The 1,968-nt window shown below is 74.8% G+C and carries 3 protein-coding genes; 1 reads left to right on the forward strand and 2 read right to left on the reverse strand.

Features of this window, described 5'->3' with window-relative positions:
* Positions 1-489: hypothetical protein (locus VR44_RS26510; RefSeq protein WP_045950124.1), on the forward strand; the 489-nt coding region annotated here is incomplete at its 5' end.
* A gap of 27 nt (positions 490-516) precedes the next feature.
* Here the strand turns inward: VR44_RS26510 and VR44_RS26515 are convergent.
* Both VR44_RS26515 and VR44_RS26520 read right to left on the reverse strand, forming a co-directional pair.
* Entirely contained in the window at positions 517-1,299 is a 783-nt protein-coding gene (locus VR44_RS26515) for a class I SAM-dependent methyltransferase (RefSeq protein WP_245692246.1), read from the reverse strand.
* Between the two features lie 48 nt (positions 1,300-1,347).
* Positions 1,348-1,968: aminotransferase class V-fold PLP-dependent enzyme (locus VR44_RS26520; protein ID WP_045950126.1), on the reverse strand; the 621-nt coding region annotated here is incomplete at its 5' end.

Below are 1,968 nucleotides of genomic sequence, written 5' to 3' on the forward strand. Positions count from 1 at the left end.
GCCACGCCCTCGCCCTCCGCCTCGGCCTCCCCGACCACCACCGCCTCCCCGGCCGCCACCGGGGTGGCGGGCCGCGCCTTCGCCGCGTTCGTCACGGGCACCTGGGCGATCCGCTCGACGCTGCCCGGGGGCAACGGCGGACGCAAGAGCGACGGCAGGGCCACCATCGGCGCGGACGGCACCTGGACCATCGTCTGGACCGGGGACACCAACGCCACCTGGAACGGCCACTGGAGCCACCAGCACGGCCGCCTGGAGATCCAGGTCGTGGCCGGCCCCAAGGGCGACGGCGAGGGCACCGACGTCTCCTTCGCCCAGCCGGTCCCCGACGGCATGGAGGGCCCGGGTTCGGCCATGCTCCCCTGGTACCCGCTGGGCGCCAACGACACCACCGGACAGCTCGAGGCCGCCTACAACGGCAAGGAACTGCGCATCCGGCACCTGCCCCGCAGCGGCACCATGTCGATCCACGTCTGCAGCCGCGTCTGACCCCGCGCGGGCCGGCCGGGCCGCCGGTCAGCGGACGGCGGCCAGCACATGGCTCGGGCCGACCTGCCACACGACCCCCACGTCCGCGAACCCCGCGTCGCGCAGCAGCGCGACATGGCCGGACACCGTGAGGTCGTTGCCCTCGCACGGGGCCCGGCCCTCGCCCCCCTGACCGAGCAGGGGGGCCAGCTCCGGGTCGCCGGCCGCGCCCGACCACCAGGACTCCCAGTCCTCCTCGTGGCCGCAGTCCGCATTGCGTTCGGCGTGCCGGCGCCCGACGTCCCGCGCGAGTTCCGACATCCTGGCCGAGTCCGGGCTGATGTGGTCGCCGTTGACCAGGATCCCGCCGGGCCGCAGCAGCCCGGCGAGCTCCCCGTACACCTGCCGCAGGGTCCGCTCGCCCAGGTAGTGGAGGGCGGTCGTCGACACCACGGCGTCCACGGGGCGGTCCAGGCCCAGCCGGCCCACCCAGCCCGGCTCGCCGATCAGCGTGTTGACGTAGCGCAGGGTCCGGCCGTAATGGGCGCTGCCGAGCTCCAGCAGCAGCGGGTCCGCGTCCACCGCCAGCACCTCGGCGCCCGGCAGCCGGGCGGCGAGCCGCGCGGCCAGGCACCCCGGCCCACTGCCCAGGTCGAGCACCAGCGGGGAGGGCCGGCCGCCCGCCACGTGCTCGACCAGGTCGGCGATGACCGCGAACCTCTCCTCGCGGTCGACCGCGTACCGCTGCTGCTGGCGCTCCCAGCGCTCCACCCAGCGCGCCGCCGTCCCCGTACTCACGCCGCCCGTGCCCGCACCCATGCCCGCGCCCATGCCGTTCGCACTGCCTCCGTCACCGAAGCCACTACCCGCTCATGGAAATCATTGCAGACTGGAGAGGGTGGCGAGGAGCTCTTCCACCTCCTGGGGGGTGTTGTGGACGTGCATGCTGACGCGCACGGAGCCCTCCTCGGCGTCCCGTCCGGCCTGGCAGTGGCCGTCGGTGCGCACCATGAACCCGCGGCTGAAGAGGATGAACCCGAGATCCCGGGAGTCGATCCCCCGGTGCCGGAAGGTGACCAGGCTGCGGCGCCGCTGGACGCGGGACCCCGCCGCCAGACTGGTCCGGCAGCCCAGCACCTCGTAGGCGTCCATCCGGTCCAGCCCGTCGGTCAGCAGCGCCGTCAGGGCCACCGTCCAGCGCTCGATCCGTCCGAGGCCCGCGGCGTCCAGCCAGTCCAGGGCCGCCGCCAGGCTCGCGATCCCGGCCGTGTTGGGGGTCCCGCTCCAGCCGCCGGGCCGCAGCCGCGGGCCGCGCAGCCCCCGGGCCCAGACCGCTCCCGACCCCGGCAGGGCCATCGCCTTGTGCCCGGAGAACACCACGAAGTCGACGTCGAGACCGGCCACCGAGACCGGCAGGTGACCGATGCTCTGCGCCGCGTCCAGGCAGATCGGCACCTGCGGCCCGACCACCTGCCGGATCCGGTGCACGTTCATGTCGGC

The sequence above is a fragment of the Streptomyces katrae genome (assembly GCF_000966975.1).
GTDB classification, from domain to species: Bacteria; Actinomycetota; Actinomycetes; order Streptomycetales; family Streptomycetaceae; genus Streptomyces; species Streptomyces katrae.

Bases quoted from the DNA above. Each gene is read 5' to 3' on its own strand.
- VR44_RS26515 (WP_245692246.1), bottom strand. From the start codon at position 1,299: ATGGGCGCGGGCATGGGTGCGGGCACGGGCGGCGTGAGTACGGGGACG.